Here is a 26304-nt window from a genome sequence, read left to right on the forward strand (position 1 = left end):
CACCCGACGGTGATCCGTCGCGCGGCCGCGGTCGTCCTGGTCCTGGGGGCCGCCCTGCTGGGCGGAGCCGGGACGGCCCTCGCCGCCGACCCGCCCCCGGGCGTACGCACCCACTGCACCGTCGACGACCCACGGCTCGCCGAGCTGTCGGGTCTCGTCGTCGACGGCCCCGCGGACAAACCTGTCGTCTGGGCCGTGTCCGACGGTGGCCGGCGCACCGCCGCCTACGCCATCGACCCGGTGACCTGCGCCGTCACCGGCAGCCGGACCGCCGCCACCGACCCGTTCGACGCCGAGGACGTCGCCCGCGGCCCCGCCGGGGCGCTGTGGGTGGCCGACATCGGCGACAACCGGCTCGCGCGCCAGAGCGTCGCGATCGTCACGCTGCCCGAGACGGGCGCGTCCAAGCTCTACCGGTTGAGCTACCCCGACGGCCCGCACGACGCCGAGGCACTGCTCGTCGGCACCGACGGCGTGCCCGTGATCGTCACCAAGGACGCCGTCGGCCCCGCGGGCGTCTACCGCACCCCGGGACCGCTCACCGGCACCGGCCCGACCGCGATGCAGCGCGTCGGTGACGTCTCGCTCCCCGCCTCCGACACCCCGGGCGGGCCGCTCGGCGGCATCGGGTCCCGCCTGGTCACCGGCGGCTCCGTGAGCCCTGACGGGCGCACCGTCGCCCTGCGCAGCTACACCGACGCGTGGCTCTACCCCGTCGCCGCACCGGGCGACGCCGCCGCCGTCGTCGAGGCCCTGAAGGCCACCCCCACCCGCATCCCGCTGCCCGACGAGCCCCAGGGCGAAGCGGTCGCGCTCGACGCCGGGGGCGCCCTGTGGTCGGGCTCGGAGACCCGCGGCGGCACACCCGGGGCGCTGCGCTCCGTCGACGGCGCCGTCGCGTTCATCGGCAACGGGGCCGCGCAGGCTCCCGCCGCGCCGGCCGACCCCGTCGAGAAGGACGCCGTGTCCTGGTCCTCGCCCGCGATGATCGGTGCCGTCGGCACCGCCGCGGTGCTGGTCGTCGGCGCGGTCCTGATGGCCCTTCGCTCGTTCTCCCGGTCGCGCCGCGAGCTGCGCAGACTCGAGGCCGAGGAGTCCCGGCCCGACGACTCGCCGACCGTCACGGCCGACAGCCCGCCGCGCCCCGACGACCCCGCCGTGTCCGCGGGCGGTCCCCCCGCTGACGTTCCGGTGCCGGTCCCGGCCGCAGGACCCGGACCCGGCGGTTCGCGCCCGGGTCCGCCGCCGCCTCCGGGTTCCGGTCCGGGGCGTCCGCCGTACGGGCCGCCGCCGGGGCCGCCGCGCCCGGGACCGCCGCCGCCCGGCCGGTTGCCGGGCCCACCGCCCGGACGTCCGCCGGGGCCGCCGCGTGTCGGCCCACCCGCAGGCCGGCCGGTTCCCGCCGGTGGGCCGACCCCGGGCCCGGGACCGACCGAGGGCCGCCGCGGCGGCCCTCCGGGTCCCGGCCGCACCGGGCCTCCCGGCCCGCCCCACCTCGAGGGGCCCGCCCGGCCGCCGCGGCCTGCCGGTCCCGTCACGCCCGACGGCCGCCCGCAGGCGCCGGGCACCCCCGCTCCTGGTCCGCACGGCCCTGGTCCGCACGGCCCTGGTCCGCACGGCCCTGGTCCCCTGGGTGTCGCTCCCGGCGGCGTGGGGACCGGCGCCCGGCCCGCCCCCGCCACGGGACCGCGGCCGACACCGGCGGGGCCCCCGTCGCCCGGACAGCGGGACAACGGCGCCCGCGGCGACCGGACACCCCGCCCCGGGGCCGACGACGGCTCCCGCAACGGCGGGGGAGGACGCTCGAACCACGAGTCCGGCAGGGACTCCCAGGGCGAGCCCGGGTCCCGGACACCCGAGAGCTCCCGGGACGACGCGGCGTTCCGGACCACAGCCGCGGCGGCCCACCGCGAGTCGCGCGGTGAGGCCCGTGGTGAGGCCGATCATGTGGACGCCACCGACGTCGGAGCGCGTCCGGGTCGCTGACCGGCGTCCCGCGCCTCGCCGAGCCCGGCGGCGGGCTCCCGGCCGGAAGGTCCGGTGTGGACGTCCTGCGTAGACGTCGTGTGCGGACGTCGTGTCTGCGGACATCCTGTGTGGACGTCCGTACAGGACGCCCACGTTCGGCCGAGGTCAGAGGCGGCGCAGTACCGCGACGACCCGGCCGAGGATCGACGCGTCGTCGCCCGGGATGGGGTCGTAGGCGGAGTTGGCCGGCATCAGCCACACGTGCCCGTCGCGGCGGCGGAAGGTCTTCACCGTGGCCTCGCCGTCGATCATCGCGGCGACGATCTCGCCCTGCTCCGCGACCGGCTGCTGGCGCACCACGACCCAGTCCCCGTCGGTGATCGCGGCCTCGACCATCGAGTCACCGCGCACGTTGAGCAGGAACAGCGTGCCCTCGCCCACGATCTCCCGCGGCAGCGGGAACACGCTCTCGACGGCCTGCTCGGCCAGGATCGGGCCACCGGCGGCGATGTTGCCCAGCAGCGGGACGTAGGCGGGGGCCGGGTGCTCGTCGCGCTCGGCGGCAGGATCGGTGCGGGTGTCGGCGCTGCCGTCGGAGATGTCCTCCGGCGAGCGCACGTCCACCGCGCGGGTGCGGTTCGGGTCGCGCCGCAGGTAGCCCTTGCGTTCGAGGGTGCGCAGCTGGTGGTGCACCGACGACGTGGACGTCAGTCCCACCGCGTCGCCGATCTCCCGCACGCTCGGCGGGTAGCCGAAGCGGTCGACCCAGTCCCGGATGACCTCCAGGACCTTGCGCTGCCGTGGTGTGAGCGCGGGGTGCGTGCCCTCCGCGTCGGCCGGGTCCGGGAAGGACCGCACCTGCCCGGCCTCACGGTCGGTACCGGTCTCGTCCCGTGCCATTCGTCCGCCTCCTCGATCGGCGCGGCGGGATCGTCCGTCTCCGCCGCCGTCGCCACCGAACCGTAGACCCGATCTTCGCCGCCGCCAAACACATGTTCGAACGACACGCGGGCGCGTCGCGAAGAATTGTCGGTGGCCGGTGGTACACATTCGCACGGGCGTTCGATCGAACGTCCGTGCGAACGGAGCGTATCCGATCCGGTGCGGCGGGCCACCGTCGACGGCGCGGATGCACCCCGGACGACGCGAGTCGCCGACGCAGCAGCCGGCGCCGACGGGAAGGGAAATGCCATGTCTGTCAGCACGGCTCCCGGGAGTGCGGGCGCGCGGTGGGAGGCCGAGCCCGGAAGGCCGGGCGGGGGCGTCGGTGACGAGGCGGTCGCCCGCCGCGGTTCCCGGCCCGAGGCCGGCTCGGGGCGTGGGAGGCGGCACGTCCCGGGGCCGCGGTCCGCGCGGCCGCGTGAGGCGCGTCGGGGTGAGGCGCGCCGCGGTGTGTCGTCGCGGGAGCCGGCCCGGACCGGCGGGGCGCCGTCGGCGTGCCGCCCGGCGCTGACGCTCGTCCCTGGCGGCCTCTCGGCCGGTCCCGCAGCCCCGGTGCGCGGGCCGGCGCAGTGGGAGGCGCCCCTGGCCGGGCCGGTCGGGCGCACGGCGCGTGGGCGGTGTGTTCCCGCCCCGCGGGTCCGCCGCCGTCCTGCGGGTGCGCGAATCGTCCGGCGGGCGCCGCTCGCGCTGCGCTTCCGGGTCCGCCGGGCAGCGGCGCTGGTGGTGCTGGGGGCCGTGGCGGCGGGTGTGGTGGTGGGTCTGGGCTCGCTGGGCGACGCGGCCCGTGCCGCCGGCCCCGGGATCCCGCACGGCACGGCGCAGGTCGTGGTCGGGACGGGCGACACGGTGTGGGACATCGCCCGCCGCACCGCTCCCGATGCCGATCCCGCCGCGGCGGCGGCACACATCGTGGAGCTGAACGGTCTGCGGTCGGCCGCGCTGCGTCCGGGGCAGATGCTCACGGTCCCCGCCGCCTGAGCCCGTCGGGGTCGCAGCCCCAGCGCTGCCGCGCGGTTCCCTGTCGGCCGCTGCTCGTCGGCGACGCCCGGTCGAGCTCGCGCTCGCAGGTGCCGGGCGTCGGTGCAGGTGCCGGACGCCGACGGCGGACCGCCCCGCGTCGCTCCGCGTCGTGAGCCCGTCGGACGGGTGGTCGTCACGCGGGGCAGTGCCTTATCCGATCGCGGGCCGTGTTCGACGACGGGTGCCGTCCTCGGCGGGGTGCCCGGGATGGCAGTGTCGGGCGCTGCGGATCGGGTCTCGCCGGCACGCCGGACGAGTCGGATCGTGGCTCCGTGGCCGTCCCGGGGTGGTCGCGCGTCGTGGCGGGAGGCCCCGGGCGGGGCCTGTCGGGGACGGTTCGGAACGTCGGTCGGCCGCGCAGAGTGGCCGCCACGACGCGCTCCGCGACAACGGGTGGCAGGGTCCGCCCCCGCCGACCCACCGGATCGGCTGAACCTGCAACCTGTGGGCCGCCCGGTGGCGACGACCCCAACATATTGTGGTTACATAGGTGTCGTTCGGCCACAGGTTGGGTTGTCGGTCGCTCTCGGAGAGAGGATCACTTCTGTGCGCTGCCCGTTCTGCCGTCACTCCGACTGCCGCGTCATCGACTCCCGTGAGGTCGACGACGGGCAGGCGACACGCCGCCGCCGCTCGTGCGCGTCGTGCGGACGGCGGTTCACCACGGTCGAGGAGCCGGTGCTCGCGGTCGTCAAGCGCAGCGGGGTGACCGAGCCCTTCCTCCGCGACAAGGTGGTCAGCGGAGTGCGACGCGCGTGCCAGGGGCGCCCCGTCGACGAGGACGCGCTGCAGCAGTTGGCGCACCGTGTCGAGGAGGCGGTCCGGGCGGGCGGGACGGCCGAGATTCCCAGCCACGAGGTGGGGCTGGCGATCCTCGGGCCGTTGCGCGAGCTCGACGAGGTGGCGTACCTGCGCTTCGCGAGTGTGTACAGGTCCTTCTCGTCGATCGACGACTTCGAGAAGGAGATCGCGGACCTGCGGAAGTCGGATGCCGGGGAAGCAGCCGACGACGTGGTTGGCGCTGCGGGGGCGAACACCGCCCCGCGGAAGAACACGTAGGACGACATCGCCTGTCGCCCGGCCGGCGCGCGACACCGGCCGGTCGACCCATCGGACGGCCCGCCGGGCGGCTCGTTCGCCGGCGTGGTCGTTGACATCGGTGCGGCACCACCGCACCACGGTTGCTCAGGGGAAGAGGACGAGGATGACGGAGACGGTCGGGGCGACGGCCTCGGGGGACGCTGCCGGGAACACGCGTGGCGCGAAGGCCGGGAGCCGGGCCGGGCGCAAGCGGACGGCCGGGCTGACCGTCGAGCGGCTGTTCACGACCGCGGGCGTGCACCCTTACGACGAGGTGGAGTGGGAGCGTCGCGACGTCGTCATGACGAACTGGCGTGACGGCACCGTCAACTTCGAGCAGCGCGGCGTGGAGTTCCCGTCGGCGTGGTCGCTGAACGCGACCAACATCGTCACCAGCAAGTACTTCCGTGGCGCGGTGGGTTCGCCCACCCGCGAGTCGAGCCTGCGTCAGCTGATCGACCGGGTCGTCGGGGTGTATCACCGGGCCGGTGTCGAGAACGGCTACTTCGCCACCGACGACGACGCCGAGGTCTTCGCCCACGAGCTCACCTGGATGCTGCTGCACCAGGTGTTCAGCTTCAACTCGCCGGTGTGGTTCAACGTCGGCACGTCGTCGCCGCAGCAGGTCAGCGCCTGCTTCATCCTCGCGGTCGACGACACGATGGAGTCGATCCTGAACTGGTACCGCGAGGAGGGCCTGATCTTCAAGGGCGGCTCCGGTGCCGGGCTCAACCTCTCCCGCATCCGGTCGTCGAAGGAGCTGCTCTCCAGCGGCGGCACGGCGAGCGGCCCGGTGTCGTTCATGCGTGGTGCCGACGCGTCGGCGGGGACGATCAAGTCGGGCGGCGCGACGCGTCGTGCGGCGAAGATGGTCGTGCTCGACGTCGACCACCCCGACATCGAGGAGTTCGTGGAGACCAAGGCCAAGGAGGAGGCCAAGGTTCGCGTGCTGCGCGACGCCGGATTCGACATGGACCTGGGCGGCGCCGACATCACCTCGGTGCAGTACCAGAACGCCAACAACTCCGTGCGGGTCAACGACGAGTTCATGCGCGCCGTCGAGGAGGGCACCGCCTTCGGGCTGCGCGCCCGGATGACCGGCGAGGTCATCGACTCCGTCGATGCGCGCACGCTGTTCCGCGGTATCGCGCAGGCCGCGTGGGCGTGCGCCGACCCGGGCATCCAGTACGACGGCACGATCAACGACTGGCACACCTGCCCCGAGTCGGGCCGCATCTCCGCGTCCAACCCGTGCTCGGAGTACATGCACCTCGACAACTCCAGCTGCAACCTGGCGTCGCTGAACCTGCTCACGTTCCTGGGTGCCGACGGCCTGTTCGACGCCGACCGCTTCCGCCGGGCCGTCGAGTTCGTCATCACCGCGATGGACATCTCCATCTGCTTCGCCGACTTCCCGACGGAGCCGATCGGCGACACCACGCGCAAGTTCCGCCAGCTCGGCATCGGCTACGCCAACCTGGGCGCGCTGCTGATGGCCACCGGTCACGCCTACGACTCCGAGGGCGGCCGGGCCCTGGCGGCGTCGATCACGTCCCTGATGACGGGTGCCGCCTACAAGCGTTCGGCCGAGCTCGCCGGTGTCGTCGGCACCTACGAGGGCTATGCCCGCAACGCCGAGGGCCACCAGCGGGTCATGCGCAAGCACGCCGCGGCCAACGACGACGTGCGCACTTTCGCTGCGAGCACCCACGTCCACAAGCTGGCGACGATCACGTGGAAGGAGTGCCTGGCGGTCGGCGAGCGCAACGGCTGGCGCAACGCGCAGGCCTCCGTGCTGGCCCCCACGGGCACGATCGGCCTGATGATGGACTGCGACACGACCGGCATCGAGCCGGACCTGGCGCTGGTCAAGTTCAAGAAGCTCGTCGGCGGCGGCTCGATGCAGATCGTCAACCAGACGGTCCCGCGGGCGCTCGCGAGGCTGGGCTACCAGGACGAGCAGGCCGAGGCGATCGTCGAGTTCGTCGCCGAGCACGGCCACGTCGTCGACGCCCCGGGCCTGCGCACCGAGCACTACGAGGTGTTCGACTGCGCCATGGGTGAGCGGGTCATCCCCGCCATGGGCCACGTCCGGATGATGGCTGCGGTGCAGCCGTTCCTGTCCGGCGCGATCTCCAAGACGGTGAACATGCCGGAGGCGGCCACCGTCGAGGACGTCGAGAAGATCTACCTCGAGGGCTGGAAGCTGGGCCTCAAGGCGCTGGCGATCTACCGCGACAACTGCAAGGTGGGCCAGCCGCTGAGTGCGGGCAAGGAGGCCCGCAAGGACGCGGTCGCGGAGACCACCGCAGAGCCGCACGAGCACCGTCCGGTGCGGCGCCGGCTGCCCAAGAAGCGCCCGAGCGAGACGGTGTCGTTCACGGTCGGGGGTGCGGAGGGCTACCTGACCGCCGGCTCCTACCCGGACGACGGTCTGGGCGAGATCTTCGTCAAGCTCGGCAAGCAGGGCTCCACGCTGTCCGGTGTCATGGACGCCTTCTCCATGTCGATCTCGGTGGGGCTGCAGTACGGCATCCCGCTGGAGTTCTACGTCTCGAAGTTCTCCAACCTGCGCTTCGAGCCGGCGGGGATGACCGACGACCCGGACATCCGGATCGCGACGAGCGTGCTCGACTACCTGTTCCGCCGGCTCGCGCTCGACCACCTGACCTATGAGAAGCGTGCCGAGCTGGGCATCTTCTCCGCGGAGGAGCGGTCGGCGCAGGTGGCGACGAACTACGGCGCGCCGGACCTGGTTCCCGACGTGGACCTGACGTCGCTGCGGTCGACGGTGTCGGTCGACGAGCCCACCCCGCCGGCCTCGGCTCCTGCCACGGTGGGGAGCTCGACGGAGCTGCTGGAGCTGCGGCTGGGCAAGGCGGCCGACGCGCCGCTGTGCCTGACCTGCGGCACGAAGATGCGTCCCGCCGGGTCGTGCTACCTGTGCGAGGGCTGCGGCTCGACCAGCGGCTGCAGCTGAAAGTAGGCGATACTGCGCTAGCTGCAACAGGTCGCGTCGCGTCGGCCGACAACTACGCAGAAGGGGTAGCTACCCCCACACGACGGCCGGTGGGCGCAGCCCACCGATGACTCGGGCCGCCTAGGACTCTGTTGAGGATCTAGGCGGCCCGAGGCGGATCGGAGCTCAGAAAGGAGGAAGCATGGCGAAGGTCAATCCAAAGCAGACCAGCGCGAAGGCCGCGAAGGCGGCGTCGAAGGTCCTGCAGAGCAAGGCGTCGCCGGCGGCTAAGTCAGCTGCTGGAAGCGCTCTGGCGCAGACGCGCCCGAGCAAGAAGAAGTAGGGGCGACGAGGGCCGGGCCGAGGATGTATGAGGCATCCTCGGCCCGAGCCTCGGAACCCTAACGACGCTGCGGTGCATCGCGCGACGGGAAGTGGCCAATTACTACCCGATCGGCCACGCCTGCGTGCGCCAACGTCGGATCCGAAGACTATGAGGTCATGTATCTCAGAGTGGTCGCGCGCCAGGTCTGAGGTGGCGCGCGGAGAGGCAGCGCCATGAACAGCGATCACTACCGCAGGGAACTGCTCAGGAAGCAGGAGCAGCAGGCTGCAGCCGAGCGCAAGGCGGGGGATGCCCGCAAGAAGGACGCCGACAAGCGCGCCGACGCCGCCAAGGCCAGGGCAGCCGCAAGCGGCACGAGGAGCGAGATCACTCGCCGCTCGAGGCACCGCGACGCCGAACGCTACGAGAAGGCGGCGAACGACGCGGCCAAGGATGCCGCTAACGCGCAGGGCAAGGTTGCCAGTCTCGCGAAGGACATCGCCTCTTTACAGGCCCGACTGTCGAAGGCCGAGCAGGACGAGTCTCGGAAGCAGCAAGCAGAGCATGCAGCGGCTCGGCGACGAGCCGACCAGGACCATCGGCAGCTGATGGCGAGGCTTGCTCGGACTGAAGCTGATGTGACTGAGCTGCAGAAGATGCGGCCGCCGAAGGCAGAGCGGCTGCGGATCCTGATGCTCGCAGCCTCGGCAGAGGGGAACCTTCGGGTTGGCCGTGAACAGACACGGATTCGCCGCGCGACCGAGAGCGCCCTGCACCGCGATCTCATCGAGTTCGAGGTCAAGACCTCGGCGACTACCGATGACCTGATCGACGGTTTGGTCAGGTTCCGTCCTCACGTCGTCCACTTCTCAGGACACAGCAGCAAGGACTTGCTGGTGTTCGAGAACGATGTTGATATGCCCCACGCTGGCGTCCACGTCGAAGCCGACGCCTTTGTCAGGACAGTGGGTGCTGTGAGCGAACCCCCGCTGTTGGTGATGCTCAACTCGTGCGAGTCGGCGGATCAGGCGGCCCGGCTAGTCGAGCAGGTCGTTCCGTTCGCGATCGGAATGTCCGAAAGCGTCGAGGACGGGACGGCGATCTCCTACGCCGCACGGTTCTACACCTCTATCGCAGACGGGACCTCCCTGCATGAGGCGCACGAGCTGGGCCGCGCGAGTCTGGCCCTCAACGGCCTGACCGGGGCCGAGCTGCCGCAACTTTTCCACGCGGCCGATGCCGACCCCCGCTCGCTGACCCTCGTCGTTCCGCCCGACGCGACCGAGGCGACGGGCTAGGTAGGTGGTGCCGCCCCCGGTCGGGCCGGCTAACTTTCATCGGCTGCATCGATGTTGTGTTAGAGGCAACGTTGTGGACGGGTGCGGGCATCCGGGCGCGGCACGTCCTGGGGTGGGCCTCGATCTCGGGCTGCCGACGGGTGTGCTGGCCGGTCTGGTGGCGACCGAGGCGGAGCAGAACGGCCACATGGTCGCGGCGCTGCTGGCCGAACACGGGGTGTCGTACCTGGCGCACGGCACGGTCGGCCACCAGCTGGCGGTGCACCTGGCGTCGAGCAACGCGGCGGTGGCCAACGGCTACCCGCCCTACGGCCTCTACGAGCGGCCGGCGGCGCTGGGCAAGATCCCGCCGCACCGCAGCGACGCGGGATCGCTGCTGCTGGCCGACGCGTTCGGCGCCGATCGGATCTACGTCAAGGACGTCAGCGGTGTTCCCCGCCGACCCGAGGGCGGTTCCGGGCGCGAGGCTCGTGCCGTCGGCGACGGCGGCGGAGCTGCTGGACGGGGGGTTCGGGTCGCTGCCGGTCGACCGGGTCGTGCTGGAGCTGATGGGCCGCGCCAAGCACGTGCGCCGCATCCAGGTCGTCAACGGTCTGGTCCCGGGGCAGCTGACGGCCGCGCTGGCGGGCGAGGACGTCGGCACGGTGGTGCGCGCGGACCGACCGCGCGCCGAGTCCTGCTCCGGGCCGCGGTTCCCCCGACCGCGGCCCGGAGCGTTCCCCGTACTGTCGGCCATCGTGACCGACCGGTTCCGGCTCGTCCCCGCCGCCTATGTCCTGCTGCTCCGTGACGGCCCTGAGGGGGCGGAGGTGCTGTTGCAGCTGCGCGCCGGCACCGGGTTCATGGACGGGTTCTGGGCGTCGGCGGCGGCGGGGCACGTGGAGGACGGCGAGTCGGTGCAGCGCGCCGCCGTGCGGGAGGCGGCCGAGGAGCTGGGCATCGTCGTCGACCCGGCGGACCTGCGGCCGCTGACGACGCTGCACCGTACGCAGGCGACGGGCCTGCCCGTCGACGAGCGCGTCGACTTCTTCTTCACCTGCCGGCGCTGGTCGGGGGAGCCGCGCGCCGTCGAGGACGACAAGTCCGAGGGGGTCGGGTGGTTCCCGCTGGCGGGGTTGCCCGAGCCGGTGGTGCCGCACGAGCGGCAGGTCCTCGGGTGGCTGGCCGGCGACGCACCTGTCCCTGCGGTCGCGGCGTTCGGGTTCGACGTCGAGGGCGTGCGTCCTACTCTGGACCGATGAGTCCGATGAGTCCGGTGACCGGGGGATGAGCGACACGTCGACGCGGCCGGTGGTCGAGGTCTGTGGGCCGCAGGCGCGGGCGGAGCCGGTGCGGGAGGTGCTGCCCGCCAAGACGGTCGCCTTGGGTGGGTCGACCCGGGTCCGCCGCCTGCTGCCGACGTTGGGCCGGCGCATGGTCGGCGCGTGGTGTTTCGTCGACCACTACGGCCCCGACGACGTCGCGCAGGCTCCCGGTATGCAGGTGCCGCCGCACCCGCACATCGGGTTGCAGACGGTGAGCTGGCTGCTGGAGGGCACGGTTCACCACCGCGACAGCCTGGGCAGCGACACGATGATCGGCCCGGGGGAGCTGGCGCTGATGACGGCGGGCCGGGGTATCGCGCATGCGGAGCAGTCGCCCGATCCGCACGCGCCGCTGCTGCACGGTGCCCAGCTGTGGGTGGCGCTGCCCGACGGCGCGCGTGGGACGGCGCCGCGGTTCGAGTTCCACGCGGGGCTGCCGGCGGTCACGGGCGCGGGTGTGCGCGCGACGGTGCTGCTCGGTGAGTTCGCCGAGGCGCGGTCGCCGGGGCGGGTGCACACCCCGCTGGTCGGGGTGGACGTGGAGCTGGCGGCGGGCGCGGACGTGGTGATCCCGTTGGAGCCCGACTTCGAGCACGCGGTCCTGACGGTCTCCGGGGAGCCGGACATCGACGGTGTTCTCGACCCGGGAACGTTGTGCTATCTGGGGTGCGGCCGGTCGCAGCTGCGGTTGCGCGCGGCGTCGGCGAGCAGGTTCCTGCTGCTGGGGGGCGTGCCGTTCGACGAGGAGATCGTCATGTGGTGGAACTTCGTCGGTCGCAGCGGCGACGAGGTGCGCGCGGCACGGTCGGCGTGGCAGGCCGAGATCAGTGGTACGGGCCCGGCCCGGTTCGGTGAGGTCACGGGCTACGACGGGGCCCCGCTGTCGGCGCCCGCGATGCCGCCGGTGCCGCTGCGTCCGCGCGGCCGCACCCGCTGAGCCGCCGAGTCCGACAGGGGATTGCTCCGGGAAGGCCCGGAACCGTTCTCCTGTCGAACTCGGCGGGTTCGGTCGCCCCGGGTCAGCCCGCCTCGTAGCGGGCCGACTCGATGAGGTCGTCCACGGCGCTGCGCTGTACCCGGAACGAGCGTCCGAACCGGACGGCGGGCAGCTGGCCGCTGTGCACCAGCCGGTAGACCGTCATCTTCGAGACCCGCATCCGTTCGGCCACCTCGGCGACGGTGAGGAACGGCGCCTGCACCACCTCCGGGCGCTCCGGCTTGCCTGCCACCATCGACGGACCCCCGCTCCTTCCGTGCCGTCACGAGCCGTACATCCCGGTCGCGACGGTCACCTGACCGATTTGCTGCATGGCGACACTAATCGACGAAGCGTCACCTCCGAGGTGGGAAACCCACCCCGACCGGGTGGTATGGCTGGATAGTGGACTGCGCGGTACGGTGACGGCGTGCGAGCCTGGCATGACGGAGAGTGAGGGGCTGCCTGTGATGGACAGGGGCACGACCGCATCGGTCTCGGACCGTCCGGGCGACAACCTGGCGCCGGGGGAGTTCGTCGACTCCGACGCCCCCGCGGTGCGGGAGTTCGCGGAGCGGGCCGTCGACGGCGAGGACGACGAGGTGCGCCGGGCGGGGCTGTTGTTCGGCGCCGTCCGCGACCGCATCTGGTACGACCCCTTCCGGATCAGCACCGATCCGGGTGACTACCGGGCGAGCGCGGTCGCGGTGGCCCCGCGCAACTGGTGCGTACCCAAGGCGGTGCTGCTCACGGCGTCGGCGCGGGCCGTCGGTATCCCGGCACGGCTGGGGTTCGCCGACGTCCGCAACCACCTCAACACCCCGCGGCTGCGCGCGCTGATGAACGGCCACGACGTGTTCATCCACCACGGTTACAGCGAGCTGTACGTCGGGGGCCGCTGGCTGAAGGCCTCGCCGGCGTTCAACGCCGAGCTGTGTCGCCGGTTCGGGGTCGAGCCGCTCGACTTCGACGGTGCCGGACACGCGCTGATGCACCAGTTCACCGGTGACGGCTCCCGGTACATGGAGTACGTCGTCGACCACGGCCCGTCGGCCGATCTGCCCCTCGACACGATCCTCACCCGGTTCCGCGCGACCTACGGTGAGGCGCTGCTCGGTGGCGACTCTCACGCAGGCACCGACGAGTTCTCCGCGCCCACCTCCGCCTAGGGTGCTGGGGTGAGCGCGACGATCCTCGACGACGAGCCCGACGGCGACTGGACCGCACCCGGTACCTATCGCTGCGCCCCGGGCGTCTACCGCATCCCGCTGCCTCTGCCCAACGACGGGCTGCGGGCCGTCAACGTCTACGCGATCGAGGACGTCGACGGCTGGACGCTCGTCGACTCGGGCTGGGCGCTCACCGTCGCCGAGGAGCTGCTGGCCGAGAGCCTGTCGGCGCTGGGCACGGGGCTGCAGGGCGTGCGCCGGTTCCTGTGCACGCACTCGCACCGCGACCACTACACGATGGGTGTGGAGCTGCGGCGGCGCTTCGGGTCGCGGGTGCTGCTGGGCGCGGGGGAGAAGGTGGGTCTCGACGAGATCAACCGTCCCGACCGTGCGCAGGGCGGCTCGTCGCACATGGAGCGGCTGCGTCGGGCCGGTGCGGCCGACCTGGCCGATCTCATCACCGCGAACCCGCCGCCGCGGATGGACCTGCGGCTGTGGGAGCCTCCGGACGAGTGGCTGGAGGACGGCGCGGTGCTCACGGTCGGCCCCGAGGAGCGGAGCACGGAAGGCGGCCCGCTCGGGCGCACGCTGACCGCGATCGCGACGCCGGGCCACACCCGCGGCCACATGGTCTTCTCCGATGCGGCCAACGACCTCATGTTCACCGGCGATCACGTGCTGCCGACGATCACGCCGTCCATCGGGTTCGAGCCGGTCGCGCCGCCGAGCCCGCTGTCGGACTTCCTGACGTCGTTGCAGCTGCTGCGCGACCGGCCCGACGCCGCGATGCTGCCCGCCCACGGCAAGGTGGGACGGCGGGTCCACGAGCGGGTCGACGAGCTGCTCGCCCACCACGCCCAGCGTCTCGACGACACGCTCGCAGGCCTGGCCGAGGGCCGCACGACCGCGTACGAGGTCGCCGCGACGCTGGCCTGGACGCGACGCGGCCGCACGCTGGCCGAGCTCGACCCGTTCAACCGGATGCTGGCGGTCCTGGAGACGGGGGTGCACCTGGACGTGCTCGTCGAGCGCGGGCTGGTCGTGTCCGACGCCGACCCGACGTCCGCGGTTCCGGACGGCAGCGATGTCGCGGTGGTCCACTACCGCGCGGGGTGAGTACGCGCGAGCAGCGACACGGGTGATCGACACGCCCGACGCGCCGGGATCCTTTGCCCCGGACGGCCCCATCGGGCAGAGTGATCACCGACAGCCGATCACCGCCGGGTCCGCCCGGCCGAACCGGCCCACCAGGGTCACAGCTTGACGCGATCTGTTCGCCGACGCGGTGCGCGAGGACGTAGGGGAAGACGATCCTCGTCGAACAGCGGAGGTCTGCAGTGAGCACACGCGGCGTGGTTTTCGTCCACTCGTCGCCGACTGCGGTCTGCCCGCACGTCGAATGGGCGATGTCGGGGGTACTGGGGAGCAAAGTCTCTCTCCAGTGGACTCCGCAGTCGGCCGCGCCCGGAACACTCCGGGCGGAGGTGACGTGGTCTGGCGTGGCCGGAAACGGTGGTGCACTCGCCGGCGCGCTTCGCGCCTGGCCGATGTTGCGGTTCGAGGTCACCGAGGAGCCCAGCCCGGGCGTCGACGGTGAGCGGTTCTGTTATGTCCCCGGACTCGGGATGTGGCGGGGGCGCACGAGCGCCAACGGCGACATCGTCGTGGGCGAGGACCAGCTGCGGGCCGTGATGGCGGGGTCGTCGGCGGGCAAGATCCACGCGGGTGTCGACGCGCTGCTCGGCTCGGCGTGGGACAACGCGCTCGAGCCCTTCCGGCTGGCCGGTGACGGCGCCCCGGTCACCTGGCTGCACCAGGTCGGCTGACGGTCGCGGAGCCGCGTTCTCTCCGCCTACCGGTCGGGGCCCGCGGCGGCGCGCACCCCGACGGTCCTGCGGCCCCACTGTGGACGGCGGCCGGGTTGCGCCCGGCCCGGGGGAGGGCCGCCGTGATCGTGTCGGGGCGGTCGGGGAGACTGTGATCGTGGGGGATGCACGACCGGTGAGGACGTCGGCGGGGTGAGGTCGGGGGTCCGCTACACACCCGCGCTCGCGGTCGCCCTGGTGGCGCTGCTCGTCGCGGCCGGGGTCTCGGCCTGGGTGCTGGGCGGGCGCATGTTCGAGGGCGTCGCACCGTCCGGCGCGCCCCCGGCGCTGCCGGCGTCCGGGGCGGGCTCGTCGCAGGTCGAGCTGTCGTCCGACGCGGAGGACCATCCGCTGGCAGAGGCTGTCCGCAGCCAGCTGCAGCGCTATTTCGACGCGATCAACTCGCGCGACTACGACCTGTGGTCGGTCTCGGTGGTGCCCGAGCGGGTGGCCCAGCAGCCCCGGGAGCACTGGATGGCCTCGGTCGACACCGCGACCGACGGCACGATCCGGGTCGACCGCATCGACGACGTCGGTGGTGGCCGGGTGCTGGCCATGGTGCGGTTCGTGTCGACGCAGTCGCTGGAGGACGCGCCGCCCGACCTGAGGGTGCCGCGCATCTGCTGGCGCGGGGCGTTCCCCATGCTGGGCGACCCGCCGCGGCTGGAGACGGGCTCCGCCGGCAGTCTGCTGTCCGAACCCTGCTGAACCGTGTGGGTGGCAGTGGTCGCGGTGGCGACCATTGCCACCCACAGGCTCTGAGCTGCGAGAACGAGGCTCACACCTTGGTGAAGACCACCGAGGCGTTGTGCCCGCCGAAGCCGAACGAGTTGTTCATCGCGGCGTCGATGTCCATCTTGCGCGGCTCGCCGCGGACGACGTCGAGCGAGACGCCCGGGTCGAGCTCGTCGAGGTTGAGGGTTGCCGGGACGATCCCGTCGCGGATCGACAGCATCGTCACGAGGCTCTCCACCGCCCCCGCGGCGCCGACCAGGTGCCCCAGCGCCGACTTCGGCGCCGTCAGCACCGGCTGGTCGCCCAGCGCCTTGCGCACCGCCGCGGCCTCGCCCACGTCGCCGGCGACCGTGGAGGTCGCGTGGCAGTTCACGTGCGTGATGTCCGACGGCTCCAGGCCCGCGGTCCTGACGGCCTTGAGCATGGCCCGCGACTGTCCCGCTCCCGAGGGATCGGGCCCGGTGATGTGGTAGCCGTCGGAGGTCAGCCCGTAGCCGGCGAGCCGGCCGTGGATCGTCGCCCCACGGGCCTTCGCGAAGTCCGCCCGCTCCAGAACCAGGATGCCGGCGCCCTCGCCGAGGACGAACCCGTCGCGGCCCGTGTCGAACGGGCGCGACGCACGTTCCGGGTCGTCGTTGCGCTGGCTGAGCGTGCGCGACTGGACGAAACCGGCGACGGTGATGCCGGTGATGCAGGCTTCCGCGCCGCCGGCGATGACGACGTCGGCGTCGCCGTCCTGCAGCAGCCGGTACGCCCACGCGAGTGCCTCGGCGCCGGACGCGCACGCCGAGACCGGCGCGTGCGTGCCCGCGCGTGCCCCCAGTTCGAGGCTGACGACGGCGGCCGGTCCGTTGGGCATCAGCATCGGGACGGTCAGCGGGGACACCTTGCGGACCCCACCGCTCTCGAGCAGGTCGTCCTGGTCGAGCAGGGTCACCGCCCCGCCGATACCGGTGCCGACACAGACCGCGAGCCGCTCGGGTTCGACCTTCGGGTCGTCGCCGTCGAGGCCCGCGTGCGCCCACGCCTCACGGGCGGCGACGACGGCGACCTGCTCGCAGCGGTCCATGCGTCGGGCCTGCACCCGGGCGATGACGTCCGTCGGCTCGACGGCCAGCTGGGCGGAGATCTTCACCGGGAGGTCGAACCGCTCGGTGAAGGCGCCCTGCGTCGTGGCGACGCCCGATTTCCCGGCCAGCAGCGCCTCCCAGGTCGACGCGGCGTCCCCGCCCAGCGGGGTGGTCGCGCCGTACCCGGTGACGACGACCTCGACGGGGGCCCCCGTCACTGGTTCTTCGCGATGTAGTCCACCGCGTCGCCCACCGTCTTGAGCTCGGCGAGCTGCTCGTCGGGGATCTTCACACCGAACTTGTCCTCGGCCTGGACGGCGATCTCGACCATCGACAGCGAGTCGATGTCGAGGTCGTCGACGAACGACTTCTCGGCCGCGACGTCACCGGCGTCGATACCGGCGACCTCCTCGACGATCTCGGCGAGGCCGGCGAGGATCTCGGCGTTGTCAGCCACTGGGTGCTCCTTCTGGTGGGAAACTGTGGGAGGTCCGTCGGTCGACGATCCTAGGGACAGACGACGACCTGGCCGGCATAGGACAGCCCGGCGCCGAACCCGACGAGCAGGGCGACGTCGCCGGACCGGATGCGGCCGGCGGTGCGCATGTGGTCGAGGGCGAGCGGGATCGACGCCGACGAGGTGTTGCCCGAGTGGACGATGTCGTCGGCGACGACCATGTCCTGGCGGGCGCCCTTGGCCCGCAACCGCTTCGCGACGGCCTCGACGATCCGCAGGTTGGCCTGGTGGGGGACGAGCACGTCGATGTCGGCGGGGGTGAGCCCGGCCAGCTCGATGGCGCGCAGGGCGACCGGGGCGATCTTCGTCGTCGCCCAGCGGAAGACCGCCTGGCCCTCCTGGGCGAGCGCGTTGTTGTGCGGGCGGACCTCGATCATGGAGTGCAGGTCGCCGGCCGAACCCCAGGCGACGGGGCCGACGCCCACCGACTCGGCGTCGGGGGCGGCGGACAGGACCGCCGCTCCGGCGCCGTCGGCGAAGATGATGCAGGTGGAGCGGTCGTCCCAGTCGAGCCAGTCCGTGAGCTTCTCGGCGCCGATGACGAGCGCCGTGCGGGCGGAGCCCGCGCGGATGAGGTCGGCGGCGGTCCCCAGCGCGTAGCTGAAGCCCGCGCAGGCGGCGTTGAGGTCGAACGCGCCGGGCGCGACGATGCCGATCCGGTCGGCGGTCTGGGCGGCCGCGTTGGGGATCGGGAACGGCATCGTGCAGGTGGCGACGATGACGGTGTCGACGTCGGTGGGGGCGATCCCGGCGTCCTTGACCGCGAGCCGGCCCGCCTCGGCGGCCATGGCGACGAGGAGCTCGTCGTCGGCGGCGACGCGGCGCTCGACGATGCCGACGCGCTCACGGATCCACTGGTCGTTGGTCTCGACGCGGGCGGCGAGGTCGTCGTTGGTGACGATCTTCTCGGGCTGGTAGCTGCCCATGCCGATGATGCGTGCGCCGGGGGCCGCGGGCGCGAGGGTGAGCCGGCTCATGCCCGGGCCTCCGTGTGCTCGGTGACGAGGGCGGCGGCCGCGTCGAGGTCGTCGGGGGTCTTGAGGGCCAGTGTGGCGGTGCCCTTCAGCTCGCGCTTGACCAGTCCGACCAGTGCACCCGCGGGTGGCAGCTCGATCACCGCGGTCACCCCCTTCTCGCGCAACGTGGACATGCAGGCATCCCAGCGGACGGGCCGGGTCACCTGGGAGACGAGCCTGCGCAGCGCCTCGGCGCCGTCGGTGACGACGGTGCCGTCGGCGTTGGACAGCAGCGGCCGGCTCGGGTCGGCCGGCTGGATCGAGGCGGCGTGCTCGCGCAGCGCGTCCTCGGCGGGGGCCATGAACCGGGTGTGGAAGGCGCCGGCGACGGGCAGCGCCTTGACGCGGGCGCGCTCCGGCGGGTTCGCGGCGAGCTCGTCGAGCGCGGCGAGCCGGCCGGCCGCGACGATCTGGCCGGCGCCGTTGCGGTTCGCCGGGTCGAGGCCGAGCTCGGACAGTCGTGCGAGCACGTCGTCGGGGTTCCCACCCAGGGTCGCACTCATGCCGGTCGGTTCGAGCGCGCACGCGGCGGCCATCTCACGGCCGCGGACGGCGGCCAGGGAGACGGCGGCGTCGGTGCCGAGGACGCCGGCGATCGCGGCGGCGGCGAGCTCACCGACGGAGTGCCCGGCGATCGGGCTCGACCCGGGCAGCGTGACGTGGCCGCCGAGCCGGGCGGCGGCCAGCAGCGCGGTCGCGACGACCAGGGGCTGGGTGACCGCGGTGTCCTTGATCTCGTCGGCGTCCGCGGTGGTGCCGAGGCGCCGCAGGTCGAGGCCGATGGCGTCGGACCAGGCGGCGATGGTCTCCTCGGCCCCGGGGTCGTCGAGCCACGGGGTCAGCATGCCGGGGGTCTGGGAGCCCTGACCCGGCGCGAGCAGCGCGATCACGACGGACAGCGAACACCGGTGAGGTGTTCGCGCGGGATAGCGGCACGCACGAACTCCGCGGGTGCCTTTTGGAGGTTCTCCACAACGACCCAGACTATGTGACCGACGACTCGCCACGTGGGGGGACCGTCGTTTGTAGGAGTCGCAACCCGTCGCGCCACGGTCGGGTCCGATTCGCCGCAGCTCAGGACGCAGCGCCGGGCCGCGCCGACGGGTCGGGCCCGTCCTCGGCGCCCGCGAGCCGCCCGGCCAGCAGCGCCGCGCGCAGGACGAGCGCGTCGCGCGGGTCGGCGGGGGAGCGGCCCGTGAGGTCACTCACCCTGCGCAGCCGGTAGCGGACGGTGTTGGGGTGCACGAACAGGGTCCGCGCGCACGCCTCCAGCGAACCGCCGCCGTCGAGGTAGGTGGCGAGGGTCCGCCACAGCTCGCCGCCGGCCTCGGCCAGCGGCGCCACGACGGTCTCGACGAGCCGGCGGTGTGCCTCGGGGTCGCCGGAGAACGCACGTTCGGGGAGCAGGTCGTCGGCGGGGACGGGACGCGGCGCCTCCGGCCACGCGGGTGCCGCGCGCAGCCCGGACAGGGCGTCGCGGGCGCTGGCGTGTGCCGACGGCAGGTCGGCGGCGAGCGGTCCCACGACGACCGGGCCGGGCCCGAAGTCCAGCGCGACGGCGGCGAGGACCGCGGCGAGGTCGTCGGACTCGTTGTCGGTGTCGGCGCCCGACAGCAGCACGATCAGCCGGCTGCCCTGGGCCCCGACGAGGACGGCCCGCCCGGCCCGCCCGGCCCGGCGGCGCAGCTCCCCGAGGCGTTCGGGTGCGTGGTCCGACGGTGGGGTGCCGACGACGACCCGCACCGGCCCGGCGGGGTCCCAGCCCAGCGCCGACGCCCGCGACACGAGTTCGTCGCCGGTGTCGCCGCGCACGACGCCGTCGACGACGAGCGCCTCGAGCCGGGCGTCCCAGGCGCCGCGGTCCTCGGCCGCTCCGGCGTAGGCCGTCGCGGCGGCGAACGCGACCTCGCGCCCGAACCGCAGCACCGCCTCGGACAGGACGCGGAACTCGTCGTCGTCGGCGGCGAGCGGGGGCAGCCGCTCCTCGAGGACGTCGGTGGCGACGCGGACGAGCTCGACGGTCTGGCGCAGCGTGAGCCGGCGGGCGAGGTCGCGCGGTGCGATCCGGAACGCCTCGGCGGTGAGCCGCACCGACCCGGTGCCGACGTGGCCGCCGTCGGCGACGGCGGCGACCTCGCCTGCGTGCTCGGGGGGTTCGGGCTGCTCCGCGGTGCGCGTCGGCCCACCCCCGGTGGCGACGAGCCAGCCCACGAAGTTCGCGACCCCGGTCTGGGTGACGAGCTGGACGCCCGAGCGCAGCGCGGCGGGCAGCTTGCGGAACCACGGCTGGCGGCGGTCCATCGCCGCGAGGCAGGCCCCGGCGATGCCACCGGCGGCGAGCTCGAGACGGCGCAGGGTGGCGGGGGAGACCGGAGCGCCGGTCGCGGGCGTCACGGCCGGAAGCATCGCACGGTCCGGGACGTGTGACTCAGATCACGGAGGTGGTTCGTTCCGCGGTGTCCGGAAGCGGTCCGCTTCGTGCCATCTGGTCACCTGCTCAATGTTGTCGACGAGCCGATGTCGCTGTTGTGCTGGACCCGCCCGCGAGGACGCCCCCGCGAGCGGACGAGAGGACGTCGATGGCTCAGCCGCCCGGCACCGGTCGCACCCGGATCGACCTGCAGCCCGCGGAGCGGCGCGCCGCCGTCGCCATGGGGGTGTCGCTGCTCGCGCTGACCGTCGCCGGCTGGGGGGTGCTGGCGGTGTTCGTCGCGCCCCGCCACTACGCGCTGGGCTCGACCGGCGCCTTCGGCCTCGGCCTCGGGCTGACGGCCTACCTGCTCGGGATGCGGCACGCATTCGACGCCGACCACATCGCGGCGGTCGACAACACCACACGCAAACTGCTCGCCGAGCGCGAGCCCGGGCAGCCACGGCCGCTGTCGGTCGGGTTCTGGTTCGCCCTCGGGCACGCCTCGGTGGTGCTCGTGCTGGTCGCACTGATCTCGCTGGGCGTACACACGATCGCCGGCGAGATCTCCGACGACGGCTCGTCGCTCAAGCAGATCGGCGGACTCGTGAGTACCGGGGTGTCCGGGCTGTTCCTCGTGCTGCTCGGGCTGATCAACCTGGTGATCCTCGTGCAGATCCTGCGGGTGTTCCGCGACATGCGCCGCGGCCGCTGGGACGAGGCCCAGCTCGAGGAACAGCTCGACCGGCGCGGCCTGATGAACCGCATCCTGGGCAAGGCGACCCGGGCGGTCCGCAGGCCGCGGCACATGTACCCCGTCGGGCTGTTGTTCGGGCTGGGCTTCGACACCGCGAGCGAGGTGACGCTGCTGGTGATCGCCGGCGGTGCGGCCGCCGGGGCGCTGCCCTGGTACGCCGTGCTGGTGCTGCCGGTGCTGTTCGCGGCCGGCATGTGCCTGTTCGACACCCTCGACGGGGCCTTCATGTGCTTCGCCTACGACTGGGCGTTCCTGCGGCCCGTCCGCAAGGTGTTCTACAACGTCACGATCACTGCGCTCTCGGTCGCGGTCGCCCTGGTCATCGGCATGGTCGAGCTGCTGTCGCTGTTCGCCGACAAGCTCGGGATCGAGACGGGCCCGCTCGGCTGGGTGGCCGGCCTCGACCTCGACGACGTCGGCTTCGTGGTCGTCGGCCTGTTCGTGCTGACGTGGGTCGTCGCCCTGGCCGTCTGGAAGCTGGGCCGGGTCGAGGAGCGGTGGTCGGCCGGGCTGGCCCGCCCGGAGGAGGGCTGAGCGGCCGGGCACAATCACTCTCGGCGCCGGGTCCCGCAGGCCGTGCAACAGCTGCGCAACACGCGGCTGCGACGGTCGTGGTGGGCGACCGTGCGACGACGACGAGGGGAGTGCCCGATGACCCGATCCGCCGCGCACGACGTTCTCGTCCGGCGCGCCGCCGACCGCATGCACACCGAGATCGACTGGCTCGACTCGCGGCACAGCTTCTCGTTCGGCGCGCACTACGACCCCGACGACACCCACTTCGGGCTGCTGCTCGTGAACAACGACGACCGCGTCACGGCGGGCAGCGGCTTCGAGACCCACCCCCACCGCGACACCGAGATCGTCACGTGGGTGCTCGAGGGGTCACTGGTCCACCAGGACTCCACGGGCCACTCCGGGGTCATCCATCCCGGTCTGGCGCAACGGATGTCGGCGGGCAGCGGCATCCTGCACTCGGAGAAGAACGACGCCTTCCGCACCGACCCGGACGCGCCCGCGACCGACGTCCACTTCGTCCAGATGTGGGTCGTGCCCGACTCGGCCGGTGTCGTGCCCGGCTACGAGCAGCTCGACATCGGGCCGGAGCTCGACGCGGGCGACCTCGTGGTCGTCGCCTCGGGCATGCCGCGGCACGCGGGTGACCGCGCCATCTCGATCCGCCAGCGCGACGCGGCACTGCACGCCGCCCGGCTGCGGTCGCACGGCGGGACCCGGCTGCCCGTCGCGCCGTACGTCCACGTGTTCGTGGCGCGCGGCGACATCGAGCTGGAGGGCGCCGGACGGATCGCCGAGGGCGACGCCGCCCGGATCACGGCATCCGAGGGCCGGCGGATCACCGCCGGCGCCGACGGCGCCGAGGTTCTGGTGTGGGAGATGCACTCTTCCCTGGGCTGAGTCTCGCGACCGGGCCCCGGCTACCGCTGCGGACCCGGACACGAGGCGTCCGGGTCCACAGAGGAGGGTCGGCCGGGGTCGGGCGGAGGGAGTCGGCTGAGGGTCGGGTGACCGCCGAGATCAGGCGATCGGGGTGACCCCGGTGGCCTGCGGGCCCTTCTGGCCCTGCTCGATGTCGAACGAGACGCGCTGCCCCTCGTCGAGGCTCTTGTAGCCGTTGACCTGGATCGCCGAGTAGTGCACGAACACGTCCGCGCCACCACCGTCAGGAGCGAGGAAGCCGTAGCCCTTCTCGCTGTTGAACCACTTGACGGTGCCCTCTGCCATTCTTGCTCTCCTCGTACCTGTGCCGAGGCACTCGCCCCCGGCATCGCGCCGCCCGGGCGCTGGGTTCCGCACCCGGGTCGGGACCCCGTTCGCGATCACGCGAGGCCGGCGTCGGGCGGAGCGTACCGTGACTCAGGCCTCATGCCGAGAGCCAATGACCTGTGGATTCGTGTCGGACAAGCCCTCCGCGAGCACCGTTCGGCCCCGATCCGGTGAGCCCTGGACGGGCCGCGGACGGGGCCGTCGCGGACGGTGTCCAGGCGTGTGTCGAGGGTGACCGGGGTCTCGGACACGTCCGCCCCGGAGCCCTCGCGGGCGCCGGGGCGGACGAACCCACGACCGTCCTCAGGCGACGCCGGAGTCCGACGTCTGCGGACCCGCCGCCTGCGGGTCGTCGATCGCGTACTTGGCCGCGGCCTCCGCCACGACGGCACGGTCGATCTCCCCGCGCGCGTGCAGCGACCCCAACGCGGCCACCGTGATCGACTCGGCGTCGACCGCGAAGTGCCTGCGCGCCGCCGGGCGGGTGTCCGACAGGCCGAAGCCGTCGGTGCCCAGCGTCGTGTACGGCGCGGGAACCCACTGGCGCACCAGGTCCGGCACCGCGCGCATCCAGTCCGACACCGCCACCACGGGCGAGTCCGAATCCGACAGGACGGTGCGCAGGTACGGCTCGCGCGGCGCCTCCTCCGGGTGGATCAGGTTGTGCCGCTCGGCATCCGCGCCGTCACGGCGCAGCTCGCCCCACGACGTCACCGACCACACCTCGGCGCCCACGCCCCACTGCTCGGACAACATGTCGCGGGCCTTCAGCGCCCACGGCAGCGAGACACCCGACGCGAGCAGCCGCACCTGCGGCCCGTCGACCTGTGGCGACGCCGCGTACCGGTAGATGCCGCGCAACAGGCCGTCGACGTCGAGGTCGGCCGGCTCGGCCGGGTGCACGTAGGGCTCGTTGTAGACCGTCAGGTAGTAGATGACGTTCTCCGGAGCCTCCCCGTACATGCGGCGCAGCCCGTCCTTGACGATGTGCGCGACCTCGTAGGAGTACGCCGGGTCGTAGGACACGACCGCCGGGTTCGTCGCCGCCAGCAGCAGCGAGTGCCCGTCGTTGTGCTGCAGGCCCTCCCCGGTCAGCGTCGTCCGCCCCGCCGTGGCGCCCACCAGGAAACCGCGCGCCATCTGGTCGGCCGCGGCCCAGATCGAGTCGCCCGTGCGCTGGAAGCCGAACATCGAGTAGAAGACGTAGACCGGGATCATCGGCTCGTCGTGCGTGGCGTAGGACGAGCCCGCCGCGGTGAACGACCCGACCGAACCGGCCTCGTTGATGCCCTCGTGCAGGATCTGGCCCTGCTCGGACTCCTTGTACGCCAACATCAGCGACGCGTCGACGGACGTGTACTGCTGGCCGTTCGGGTTGTAGATCTTCTGCGTCGGGAACATCGAGTCCATCCCGAACGTGCGCGCCTCGTCCGGGATGATCGGCACGAAGCGGGCGCCGATCTCCTTGTCCTTGATCAGCTCCCGCAGGATGCGGACGAACGCCATCGTCGTGGCGGCCTCCTGCTTGCCCGATCCCTTGCGCGCCACCTCGTAGACCTTGTCGCCGGGCAGCACCAACGCCTTCGACGCGGTGCGCCGCGACGGCACCGGGCCGCCCAGCGCCTTGCGGCGGTCGGCCATGTAGCGGATCTCCGGCGCGTCGTGGCCGGGGTGGTAGTACGGCGGCAGGTACGGGTCGCGCTCGAGCTCGGCGTCGCTGATCGGGATGCGCTGCTCGTCGCGGAACTGCTTGAGGTCGTCGAGCGACAGCTTCTTCATCTGGTGCGTCGCGTTGCGGCCCGCGAAGTGCGCGCCCAGGCCGTAGCCCTTGATGGTCTTCGCCAGGATGACCGTCGGCTGGCCGTTGTGCTCCACCGCCGCCGCGTACGCCGCGTGCACCTTGCGGTAGTCGTGCCCGCCGCGCTTGAGGTTCCAGATCTGGGCGTCGGTCAGGTCGTGGACGAGGTCCTTCGTCCGCGGGTCCCGGCCGAAGAAGTGCTCACGGACGAAGGCGCCGTCGTTGGCCTTGTAGGTCTGGTAGTCGCCGTCCGGCGTGGTGTTCATGAGGTTGATCAGCGCGCCGTCGCGGTCCGCGTGCAGCAGCGAGTCCCACTCCCGGCCCCAGATCACCTTGATGACGTTCCAGCCCGCGCCGCGGAAGAACGACTCCAGCTCCTGGATGATCTTGCCGTTGCCGCGCACCGGGCCGTCGAGCCGCTGCAGGTTGCAGTTGACGACGAACGTCAGGTTGTCGAGGCCCTCCGTCGCCGCCACGTGGATCAGGCCCCGCGACTCCGGCTCGTCCATCTCGCCGTCGCCGAGGAAGGCCCACACGTGCTGGCCCGAGGTGTCCTTGATGCCGCGGTCGCGCAGGTAGCGGTTGAAGCGCGCCTGCATGATCGCGTTCATCGGGCCCAGACCCATCGAGACGGTCGGGAACTCCCAGAAGTCCGGCATCAGCCGCGGGTGCGGGTACGACGGCAGCCCGTGCCCGGGGCCGCCGTGGGAGAGCTCCTGGCGGAAACCGTCGAGCCGGTCCTCCGAGAGCCTGCCCTCGAGGTAGGCGCGCGCGTAGATGCCGGGGGAGGCGTGCCCCTGGATGTAGATCTGGTCGCCCCCGCCGGGATGCTCCTTGCCGCGGAAGAAGTGGTTGAAGCCGACCTCGTACAACGTGGCCGACGACGCGTAGCTCGAGATGTGCCCGCCGACCCCGATGCCCGGCCGCTGCGCGCGGTGCACCGTCATCGCCGCGTTCCACCGGATCCAGCGACGGTAGGCCCGCTCGGCCTCCTCGTCGCCCGGGAACCACGGCTCCCGGTCCGTCGGGATCGTGTTCACGTAGTCCGTGCTGGTCAGCGACGGAACGCCGACGTGACGCTCACGGGCGCGCTGCAACATGCGCAGCATCAGGTAGCGGGCGCGCTGCTGGCCCGCCTCGTCGAGCACCGCGTCGAAGGAGTCGAGCCACTCCGCGGTCTCCTCGGGATCGATGTCCGGGAGGTGCGCGGCGAGGCCGTCACGGATCACGTGTACACGCCCGGTTCTCTCGGAGCGGTTGTTCTGGCCGGTCAAGGGGTCTCCCTGGGGGGCGGTCATGCCGTTCGTCGT

General features: G+C 72.7%; 23 protein-coding genes. 14 read left to right on the forward strand and 9 right to left on the reverse strand.

The window, feature by feature from the left end; translation table 11 throughout:
* The first annotated feature begins 9 nt into the window (after nt 1-9).
* Nucleotides 10-1986, forward strand: a complete 1977-nt coding sequence (locus AB7F12_RS12265) for a hypothetical protein (RefSeq protein ID WP_428516515.1) — start codon at nt 10-12, stop codon at nt 1984-1986.
* Nucleotides 1987-2133: 147 nt separating this feature from the next.
* Here AB7F12_RS12265 and lexA read toward each other — a convergent pair whose 3' ends face one another.
* On the reverse strand, nt 2134-2868 hold the full coding sequence (gene lexA / locus AB7F12_RS12270; RefSeq protein WP_428502586.1) for a transcriptional repressor LexA: 735 nt from the start codon (nt 2866-2868) through the stop codon (nt 2134-2136).
* 492 nt (nt 2869-3360) lie between these two features.
* Between lexA and AB7F12_RS12275 the strand changes: the two genes are divergently transcribed.
* The 7 genes from AB7F12_RS12275 (at nt 3361) to AB7F12_RS12305 (ending at nt 11833) form a co-directional block, all read left to right on the forward strand.
* Nucleotides 3361-3888 carry a LysM peptidoglycan-binding domain-containing protein gene (locus AB7F12_RS12275; RefSeq protein ID WP_428516513.1) on the forward strand — a complete coding sequence of 176 codons (528 nt, stop codon included), beginning with the start codon at nt 3361-3363 and terminating at the stop codon, nt 3886-3888.
* Between the two features lie 588 nt (nt 3889-4476).
* A complete protein-coding gene (gene nrdR, locus AB7F12_RS12280; RefSeq protein ID WP_428502584.1) occupies nt 4477-4989 on the forward strand; it encodes a transcriptional regulator NrdR in 513 nt (170 codons plus the stop codon).
* 145 nt (nt 4990-5134) lie between these two features.
* Nucleotides 5135-7990, forward strand: a complete 2856-nt coding sequence (locus AB7F12_RS12285) for a vitamin B12-dependent ribonucleotide reductase (RefSeq protein WP_428502583.1) — start codon at nt 5135-5137, stop codon at nt 7988-7990.
* Nucleotides 7991-8171: 181 nt separating this feature from the next.
* Nucleotides 8172-8312, forward strand: coding sequence for a hypothetical protein (locus AB7F12_RS12290; RefSeq protein WP_428498946.1), 141 nt, complete (start codon nt 8172-8174; stop codon nt 8310-8312).
* Nucleotides 8313-8527: 215 nt separating this feature from the next.
* A complete protein-coding gene (locus AB7F12_RS12295) occupies nt 8528-9592 on the forward strand; it encodes a CHAT domain-containing protein (RefSeq protein ID WP_428498945.1) in 1065 nt (354 codons plus the stop codon).
* A gap of 428 nt (nt 9593-10020) precedes the next feature.
* The gene (locus tag AB7F12_RS12300) at nt 10021-10833 is read left to right on the forward strand and encodes an NUDIX domain-containing protein (RefSeq protein WP_428498944.1); all 813 of its coding nucleotides are present in this window, start codon (nt 10021-10023) and stop codon (nt 10831-10833) included.
* A 25-nt stretch (nt 10834-10858) separates the two neighbouring features.
* Nucleotides 10859-11833 carry a pirin family protein gene (locus AB7F12_RS12305; RefSeq protein WP_428498943.1) on the forward strand — a complete coding sequence of 325 codons (975 nt, stop codon included), beginning with the start codon at nt 10859-10861 and terminating at the stop codon, nt 11831-11833.
* 82 nt (nt 11834-11915) lie between these two features.
* Here AB7F12_RS12305 and AB7F12_RS12310 read toward each other — a convergent pair whose 3' ends face one another.
* The gene (locus tag AB7F12_RS12310; protein WP_428498942.1) at nt 11916-12128 is read right to left on the reverse strand and encodes a helix-turn-helix domain-containing protein; all 213 of its coding nucleotides are present in this window, start codon (nt 12126-12128) and stop codon (nt 11916-11918) included.
* 187 nt (nt 12129-12315) lie between these two features.
* Between AB7F12_RS12310 and AB7F12_RS12315 the strand changes: the two genes are divergently transcribed.
* The 4 genes from AB7F12_RS12315 (at nt 12316) to AB7F12_RS12330 (ending at nt 15614) form a co-directional block, all read left to right on the forward strand.
* Entirely contained in the window at nt 12316-13041 is a 726-nt protein-coding gene (locus AB7F12_RS12315) for a transglutaminase-like domain-containing protein (RefSeq protein ID WP_428498941.1), read from the forward strand.
* Between the two features lie 9 nt (nt 13042-13050).
* Nucleotides 13051-14157 carry an MBL fold metallo-hydrolase gene (locus AB7F12_RS12320; protein WP_428498940.1) on the forward strand — a complete coding sequence of 369 codons (1107 nt, stop codon included), beginning with the start codon at nt 13051-13053 and terminating at the stop codon, nt 14155-14157.
* A 221-nt stretch (nt 14158-14378) separates the two neighbouring features.
* Nucleotides 14379-14867: a DUF3145 domain-containing protein gene (locus AB7F12_RS12325; RefSeq protein ID WP_428498939.1), complete on the forward strand. Its 489-nt coding sequence runs from the start codon at nt 14379-14381 to the stop codon at nt 14865-14867.
* 192 nt (nt 14868-15059) lie between these two features.
* A complete protein-coding gene (locus AB7F12_RS12330) occupies nt 15060-15614 on the forward strand; it encodes a hypothetical protein (protein ID WP_428498938.1) in 555 nt (184 codons plus the stop codon).
* Between the two features lie 70 nt (nt 15615-15684).
* Here the strand turns inward: AB7F12_RS12330 and AB7F12_RS12335 are convergent, their stop codons facing one another.
* From AB7F12_RS12335 to AB7F12_RS12355, 5 genes are all read right to left on the reverse strand, one after another.
* Nucleotides 15685-16929 (reverse strand): beta-ketoacyl-[acyl-carrier-protein] synthase family protein, encoded by a 1245-nt coding sequence (locus tag AB7F12_RS12335; protein ID WP_428498937.1) that lies wholly within the window; start codon nt 16927-16929, stop codon nt 15685-15687.
* Nucleotides 16926-17168 (reverse strand): acyl carrier protein, encoded by a 243-nt coding sequence (locus AB7F12_RS12340; protein ID WP_098960337.1) that lies wholly within the window; start codon nt 17166-17168, stop codon nt 16926-16928. Before AB7F12_RS12340 ends, AB7F12_RS12335 begins: the two co-directional genes overlap by 4 nt.
* 50 nt (nt 17169-17218) lie before the next feature.
* Nucleotides 17219-18205, reverse strand: a complete 987-nt coding sequence (locus AB7F12_RS12345) for a beta-ketoacyl-ACP synthase III (RefSeq protein WP_428498936.1) — start codon at nt 18203-18205, stop codon at nt 17219-17221.
* Nucleotides 18202-19134, reverse strand: a complete 933-nt coding sequence (locus tag AB7F12_RS12350; RefSeq protein ID WP_428498935.1) for an ACP S-malonyltransferase — start codon at nt 19132-19134, stop codon at nt 18202-18204. The genes AB7F12_RS12345 and AB7F12_RS12350 overlap by 4 nt, the downstream gene beginning before the upstream one ends.
* Before the next feature lie 184 nt (nt 19135-19318).
* The gene (locus tag AB7F12_RS12355; RefSeq protein WP_428498934.1) at nt 19319-20638 is read right to left on the reverse strand and encodes a PucR family transcriptional regulator; all 1320 of its coding nucleotides are present in this window, start codon (nt 20636-20638) and stop codon (nt 19319-19321) included.
* A 185-nt stretch (nt 20639-20823) separates the two neighbouring features.
* Between AB7F12_RS12355 and AB7F12_RS12360 the strand changes: the two genes are divergently transcribed.
* Both AB7F12_RS12360 and AB7F12_RS12365 read left to right on the forward strand, forming a co-directional pair.
* The gene (locus tag AB7F12_RS12360) at nt 20824-21945 is read left to right on the forward strand and encodes a HoxN/HupN/NixA family nickel/cobalt transporter (protein WP_428498933.1); all 1122 of its coding nucleotides are present in this window, start codon (nt 20824-20826) and stop codon (nt 21943-21945) included.
* A gap of 117 nt (nt 21946-22062) precedes the next feature.
* Nucleotides 22063-22827, forward strand: a complete 765-nt coding sequence (locus tag AB7F12_RS12365; protein WP_428498932.1) for a pirin family protein — start codon at nt 22063-22065, stop codon at nt 22825-22827.
* Nucleotides 22828-22947: 120 nt separating this feature from the next.
* On the opposite strand, the gene AB7F12_RS12370 is transcribed toward AB7F12_RS12365, so the two are convergent.
* On the reverse strand, nt 22948-23154 hold the full coding sequence (locus AB7F12_RS12370) for a cold-shock protein (protein ID WP_098960333.1): 207 nt from the start codon (nt 23152-23154) through the stop codon (nt 22948-22950).
* Nucleotides 23155-23499: 345 nt separating this feature from the next.
* Nucleotides 23500-26292 (reverse strand): pyruvate dehydrogenase (acetyl-transferring), homodimeric type, encoded by a 2793-nt coding sequence (gene aceE, locus AB7F12_RS12375; RefSeq protein WP_428498931.1) that lies wholly within the window; start codon nt 26290-26292, stop codon nt 23500-23502.
* Nucleotides 26293-26304: the final 12 nt, after the last annotated feature.

The organism is Pseudonocardia sp., assembly GCF_050250275.1.
GTDB lineage: Bacteria > Actinomycetota > Actinomycetes > Mycobacteriales > Pseudonocardiaceae > Pseudonocardia.

Bases quoted from the DNA above. Each gene is read 5' to 3' on its own strand.
- AB7F12_RS12360 (WP_428498933.1), top strand. From the start codon at position 20,824: ATGGCTCAGCCGCCCGGCACCGGTCGCACCCGGATCGACCTGCAGCCC.
- aceE (WP_428498931.1), bottom strand. From the start codon at position 26,292: ATGACCGCCCCCCAGGGAGACCCCTTGACCGGCCAGAACAACCGCTCC.
- AB7F12_RS12290 (WP_428498946.1), top strand. From the start codon at position 8,172: ATGGCGAAGGTCAATCCAAAGCAGACCAGCGCGAAGGCCGCGAAGGCG.
- AB7F12_RS12310 (WP_428498942.1), bottom strand. From the start codon at position 12,128: ATGGTGGCAGGCAAGCCGGAGCGCCCGGAGGTGGTGCAGGCGCCGTTC.
- AB7F12_RS12365 (WP_428498932.1), top strand. From the start codon at position 22,063: ATGACCCGATCCGCCGCGCACGACGTTCTCGTCCGGCGCGCCGCCGAC.
- AB7F12_RS12370 (WP_098960333.1), bottom strand. From the start codon at position 23,154: ATGGCAGAGGGCACCGTCAAGTGGTTCAACAGCGAGAAGGGCTACGGC.
- lexA (WP_428502586.1), bottom strand. From the start codon at position 2,868: ATGGCACGGGACGAGACCGGTACCGACCGTGAGGCCGGGCAGGTGCGG.
- AB7F12_RS12345 (WP_428498936.1), bottom strand. From the start codon at position 18,205: ATGAGCCGGCTCACCCTCGCGCCCGCGGCCCCCGGCGCACGCATCATC.
- AB7F12_RS12295 (WP_428498945.1), top strand. From the start codon at position 8,528: ATGAACAGCGATCACTACCGCAGGGAACTGCTCAGGAAGCAGGAGCAG.
- AB7F12_RS12305 (WP_428498943.1), top strand. From the start codon at position 10,859: ATGAGCGACACGTCGACGCGGCCGGTGGTCGAGGTCTGTGGGCCGCAG.
- AB7F12_RS12285 (WP_428502583.1), top strand. From the start codon at position 5,135: ATGACGGAGACGGTCGGGGCGACGGCCTCGGGGGACGCTGCCGGGAAC.
- AB7F12_RS12315 (WP_428498941.1), top strand. From the start codon at position 12,316: ATGACGGAGAGTGAGGGGCTGCCTGTGATGGACAGGGGCACGACCGCA.